The following is a 4,763-nucleotide window of genomic DNA, read 5'->3' on the forward strand; positions in this document are numbered from 1 at the left end:
CGTCCATCATACGCAGCGCACTCAGTTTTTGTTCGATCGAATGTCGACTTCTCGCCATAAAAAAACACTCCCCAATCAGATAAACAGATTTGTTATTTCATCTGTCTACCTATTGGGGAGCATATCATTTATGCGGGTCTTCGGGTGTTTTAGGTCAAAATGAATGATAGCAGTGGGGGCAAGTTTGGCTACTGCCCGGTGCCCGTTTGAACGTCTGTTTACAGTTCGGGCACGTGACGGTCTCGCTCTCTTGACCGAACAAGCTTCCGCGGTTGAATAAGACGTCTTTCAAGTTCGGCAACGCCTTGGCGGCAAAAATCATGGAAATAAATAAGAAGATGGCCAAAACGGCCAACATGACGTATGTCATGACGGGCGTACCCCTTTCACAAAAGATTCGTTTCTTCTAGCATACGGGAAATTACTCAAACGTACACCTTTAGATTAGAAATAAGAACAAATGTTCTGTATAATGAATGTAACAAAGGAGGATACAGGATGAAGGATGAAGTGACGCGTTGGATGCGGATGGGCCGGGTCGTCGAATTGATGTATGTGGATCGTCATGGGGTCATCTCGAAGCGACGGGTCAAGTTGATGAAGCTACAAGGGGAACGGGTGGTCGCATGGGACATCATGAAGCAAGCCCGGCGAACATTTTGCATCGAGCGCATCCTTGCCTGTCTCCCGACGATCGACCGGAAATTTGAAGGGGAAGAGGGAGTCGGATGACGCCACTTTCCAAATGTTCGGCGCCGGCAGAACGCGCGCACGTTTCCGCTTCTACTGATGCGCTCGAACAACTCACGGTTTATCCGAGAATGAAGATCGCCGTGATGCATAGTGTCGGACCGAGTGTGTTTCGATTGTTAGAGATTGCTCTCGCTGAACAAGGACTTCGGTTCACGGATAGCGAAATGAATTCCTAGTCCCGTTATGGGCTAGGAATTTTTTGGTTAGACGTATGTTTTCCTATGAAAAAGGGAAGTAATATATTTGTCATCTCTATTGCAGCCTAAAATCTAGTACCATGACGATAAGGTTTGTTAACCTAGCGACACCCATGAGAAAGGAAGTACACAGCATGAGGACGAAACATTTATCCGCCATTCTAGGAAATGAGATGGATGATATCGAATGTGATCCATGGGTGACCGGAATTGAAACAGATTCCAGAAAGGTCAGTCCAGGGAATTTGTTTATCTGCATCCGTGGTTATACGGTGGACGGACATGAATTCGCCGAAGACGCTGTCTCTAAAGGAGCGAGCGCGGTGATTTCTGAATCTCCGCTTGACCTCGAGGTGCCGAACATTGTCGTTGCCGATACGAAACGAACGGCCGGAGTGGTGGCGAGCGCGTTTTACGACCACCCGTCCCATCGGATGCGAATTTACGGCGTCACCGGTACGAACGGGAAGACGACGACTGCTACGTTAACATATGATTTATTTCGTTTATCAGGACGTCCGGTCGGGATTGTCAGTACGATTGGAGCCCGTTATAAAGATAAGAAGTTAAAGACGCCTAACACGACGCCAGAAGCCGTCGTCTTGCACCGAATCTTGGCCGAAATGGCAGATGCCGGGGTGACCGACTGTGTCGTCGAAGTATCGTCGCACGCCATGATGGAAGGGCGCGTCGAAGGAGTCCGCTTCCATGCAGCGGCGTTTACGAACTTGACGCACGACCACCTCGACTACCACCGTTCAATGGATGAATACGCACGGGCGAAAGCGCGTCTATTCGAACAAGTCGAAACGACGGACGGCGACGCCATCATCTTGAACGCGGAAGACCCGGCGAGCGAGACGATGGCCGCATTCGCACCGACACGGCGGAAAGTCATGTACAGTACGCACGCAGACGTCCCGGCCGATATTCAAGTCATCTGGCTAGGTCACACCGTCCGCATCAAAATGAACGCGATGACGATCGAAGCGCCTGTTCACTTTATGGGATCGTTCAACGCTGCCAACTTGGCCGCGGCCATCGGTCTCGTCTCGACGTCGGAGCTCATGCTTCGCGCGATTATCGATAATGTTCCAGGGCTCACACTTCCGAAAGGTCGTCTCGAGCGGCTGGACACGGAAGATGCGGAGATTTATATCGACTACGCCCATACACCGGACGGGCTTGAAAAATGTCTGTCCACTTTACAAAAAGGGGAGCGGCAGCTCGTCGTCGTCTTGAGCGCGGCCGGAGACCGTGACCCGACGAAGCGGGCCGAGATGGGACGCATCGCGAGCCGCTATTCGGACGATTTGATTGTGACGGTACATGATGTCCGAACCGAAAATCCGAAGCAGATCATTGATGGGCTGCTCGAAGGGATCGACACGGACACGCATTATGTGACGTTTGAAGCACGAAGAGACGCGTTGCACCATGCGGCCGTGCAAGCGCTCGACGGCAAGCGCATCGTCGTCGTCGGAAAAGGGCACGACCATGTCGAACGTGTCGGCAGCGAAGCGATTCCGTTCAATGAATCGGATATTTTGTTAGAAGAACTGAGAAAATTAAAAGGCCAAGAACCGGCCGTTTAATAAAACGATGACGTTTGTCATCGTTTTTTAATGTGTACATATGTCAAAAGACGGCAATAACTCCTATGTAACGTAAATTGAAGGAGGAGAACAGACATGTCAGTTTTGTACAAAGAATTTACAAATGATGAAGAAGTCGTGACCGCCATTCAATCGATGAAGACAAAAGGAGTAGACGACTCAAACATTTACGTCATCACTCATGATGATGATCGGACCGACCGCGTGGCGGAAAACGCAGAAGCGAATACCGTAACAGCCTCAGACGTTGGTTTAGGGACGGCAGCAAAAAACGTGTTCCGCAAAAAAGGAGACGAGCTACGGGCTCAGTTCGAACAACTCGGATTCTCATCGACGGAAGCTGACCAACTCGAGAAAAAGCTTGACCAAGGCAAAGTCATTGTTGTCGTCAAAGACGCACCAGCCGGATTCACTTTATAATGACACTATTAAGCATCAAAAAAGGCTGAATCCCCAGATTCAGCCTTTTTTGATGCTTAACCGTTCATGCGGACGACGGTCCGGCCGCTCAGCTCACCGCGCATCATCGCCTCGGCTTGACGCGGGACGTCATGGAGCGGGATCTCGTGCACCATCTGGTTGAGTACGTGCGGTTCGATCAGCTCGTGTAGACGCTCCCACGCTGTCACTCGTCTTGCGATCGGCTGCATGACCGAATCGATGCCGACGAGACGGACGCCTCGCAGGATGAACGGGTAGACGGTCGCAGGAAGTTCGTGACCTCCAACTAGTCCACAAGCGGCGACGGTTCCTTCGTATCGGGTTTGGCTTAAAATATTCGCGAGCGTGTTACCGCCGATCGAGTCGATCGCAGCATCGAACCGTTGGCGAGCGAGTGGTCGGGGGGGTCCTTCCAATTCACTGCGTGGTATTGTCTGTTCAGCACCGAGATCGGTTAAATAAGATGAATCTGTTTTTCCAGTCGAGGCAATGGCATGATAGCCGAGTTTATGGAGCAAGGCGATCGAGAAACTTCCGACTCCGCCGGATGCTCCCGTGACGAGCACTTCTTGACCAGGATGAACGTCTTCGTGTTCGAGTGCCTCAATCGCGAACATGGCGGTCAGTCCGGGTGTCCCGATCGTGATGGCATCTCGCATGTTCATGCCTTTCGGTAATTTTACGAGCCAATTTCCTGGAACTTGTGCAAACTGGCTGAAGCCACCGAAATGACGCTCACCGATGCCAAAGCCGGTCGCGATGACTTCGTCCCCCGGCTTGAAATCAAGATGATCAGATTCGGTGACTTTCCCGACGAATTCGCAGCCTGGGATGAACGGATAATGGCTGACGATTTTGCCCGATCCGGTCAATCCGAGGGCGTCTTTGTAGTTGAGTGCCGAATAATGGACCTCGACGAGGACGTTGCCGTCCTCTTCTTTAGGTAGTGAGTCGAGATCGACCTCAGTCACCTCGGAATGGAGTCGGTCATCACGCTTGTCGAGCACGAGTGCTTGAAATGAGTCGTTCATTGTAAATTGGCCCCTTTCTGTATGGCAAATCTGTTCCCTTTGTATCATTCCCCACTCTGGAAAATATATACGCGAATGTTTCGTTATAACGAGGTGTGGAATGGTACAATGTAGTAGATTCAATTAGAGTGAGGAGGAATGAAGCATGCGGCACGACGACTATGAGTTTGATGAAGAAGTAGAAGTAGAAGAAGGCGAATTGTTCAACGTATACGACATTCTGCCACCAGATGGAACTATTCTCGAAATGGCGACTGCCGAAGAGATGGTCCGCGCGGCGGAGCTTGAAGCGACACATAACGCGCTCGAGCGAATCCAAGAATCAAACTTCCAGTTGTCAGGAGTAACGTTTAAAGAGTTACTGACAGAGTTCGAACGATACGAGCAAGAATCGATGGAATTCTGGACGGGCGTATATAGCCGACTGCGCATTCCATGGGCATGGACGATTCGAATCGATGTGGCCAATGGCCCGATTCACGTCGTCAATGATCGTGACATCTTTATCGATGAAGCAGACTTCGAAGAGTACGATTTTGAAGAGTTTGCCGATGATGACTTTGAAGATGAGACCGATAACCAAAACTGAATCCAAAACGGGGCTGGGACATAACTAGCCTGTTTTAAAGCTTTTCAATAAAAAGAGGGGTCCGGTCACCGATTTTCGGTGGCCGGACCCCTTCTTTGCACTTCCCCCGATGCCCACGGCGATGAACTTCCGTAGG

At 50.7% G+C, this 4,763-nt stretch carries 7 protein-coding genes; 5 read left to right on the top strand and 2 right to left on the bottom strand.

Features of this window, described 5'->3' with window-relative positions:
• Positions 1-154: 154 nt before the first annotated feature.
• On the bottom strand, positions 155-370 hold the full coding sequence (locus tag EVJ32_RS15765) for a zinc-ribbon domain-containing protein (RefSeq protein WP_236633483.1): 216 nt from the start codon (positions 368-370) through the stop codon (positions 155-157).
• 128 nt (positions 371-498) lie between these two features.
• On the opposite strand from EVJ32_RS15765, the gene EVJ32_RS15770 reads away from it, so the two are divergent.
• The 4 genes from EVJ32_RS15770 to EVJ32_RS15785 all read left to right on the top strand — a co-directional run bounded on the left by EVJ32_RS15770 (position 499) and on the right by EVJ32_RS15785 (position 2,986).
• A complete protein-coding gene (locus tag EVJ32_RS15770) occupies positions 499-732 on the top strand; it encodes a hypothetical protein (RefSeq protein ID WP_131459116.1) in 234 nt (77 codons plus the stop codon).
• Positions 729-929, top strand: a complete 201-nt coding sequence (locus EVJ32_RS15775) for a helix-hairpin-helix domain-containing protein (protein ID WP_131459117.1) — start codon at positions 729-731, stop codon at positions 927-929. The genes EVJ32_RS15770 and EVJ32_RS15775 overlap by 4 nt, the downstream gene beginning before the upstream one ends.
• A gap of 155 nt (positions 930-1,084) precedes the next feature.
• Positions 1,085-2,545 (top strand): UDP-N-acetylmuramoyl-L-alanyl-D-glutamate--2,6-diaminopimelate ligase, encoded by a 1,461-nt coding sequence (locus EVJ32_RS15780; RefSeq protein ID WP_131459118.1) that lies wholly within the window; start codon positions 1,085-1,087, stop codon positions 2,543-2,545.
• 96 nt (positions 2,546-2,641) lie between these two features.
• Entirely contained in the window at positions 2,642-2,986 is a 345-nt protein-coding gene (locus EVJ32_RS15785) for a YflT domain-containing protein (RefSeq protein ID WP_131459119.1), read from the top strand.
• A 56-nt stretch (positions 2,987-3,042) separates the two neighbouring features.
• Here the strand turns inward: EVJ32_RS15785 and EVJ32_RS15790 are convergent, their stop codons facing one another.
• Positions 3,043-4,038: an MDR family oxidoreductase gene (locus EVJ32_RS15790; RefSeq protein WP_131459120.1), complete on the bottom strand. Its 996-nt coding sequence runs from the start codon at positions 4,036-4,038 to the stop codon at positions 3,043-3,045.
• Between the two features lie 145 nt (positions 4,039-4,183).
• On the opposite strand from EVJ32_RS15790, the gene EVJ32_RS15795 reads away from it, so the two are divergent.
• Positions 4,184-4,627, top strand: a complete 444-nt coding sequence (locus tag EVJ32_RS15795) for a hypothetical protein (RefSeq protein ID WP_070329160.1) — start codon at positions 4,184-4,186, stop codon at positions 4,625-4,627.
• Positions 4,628-4,763 lie beyond the last annotated feature (136 nt).

The organism is Exiguobacterium sp. SH5S4, from assembly GCF_004337045.1.
GTDB classification, from domain to species: Bacteria; Bacillota; Bacilli; order Exiguobacteriales; family Exiguobacteriaceae; genus Exiguobacterium; species Exiguobacterium aurantiacum_A.

What these genes read in the sequence shown, in the direction of transcription:
- EVJ32_RS15765 (WP_236633483.1), bottom strand. Translation starts at nt 370, where the DNA reads ATGACATACGTCATGTTGGCCGTTTTGGCCATCTTCTTATTTATTTCC.
- EVJ32_RS15770 (WP_131459116.1), top strand. Translation starts at nt 499, where the DNA reads ATGAAGGATGAAGTGACGCGTTGGATGCGGATGGGCCGGGTCGTCGAA.
- EVJ32_RS15775 (WP_131459117.1), top strand. Translation starts at nt 729, where the DNA reads ATGACGCCACTTTCCAAATGTTCGGCGCCGGCAGAACGCGCGCACGTT.
- EVJ32_RS15780 (WP_131459118.1), top strand. Translation starts at nt 1,085, where the DNA reads ATGAGGACGAAACATTTATCCGCCATTCTAGGAAATGAGATGGATGAT.
- EVJ32_RS15785 (WP_131459119.1), top strand. Translation starts at nt 2,642, where the DNA reads ATGTCAGTTTTGTACAAAGAATTTACAAATGATGAAGAAGTCGTGACC.
- EVJ32_RS15790 (WP_131459120.1), bottom strand. Translation starts at nt 4,038, where the DNA reads ATGAACGACTCATTTCAAGCACTCGTGCTCGACAAGCGTGATGACCGA.
- EVJ32_RS15795 (WP_070329160.1), top strand. Translation starts at nt 4,184, where the DNA reads ATGCGGCACGACGACTATGAGTTTGATGAAGAAGTAGAAGTAGAAGAA.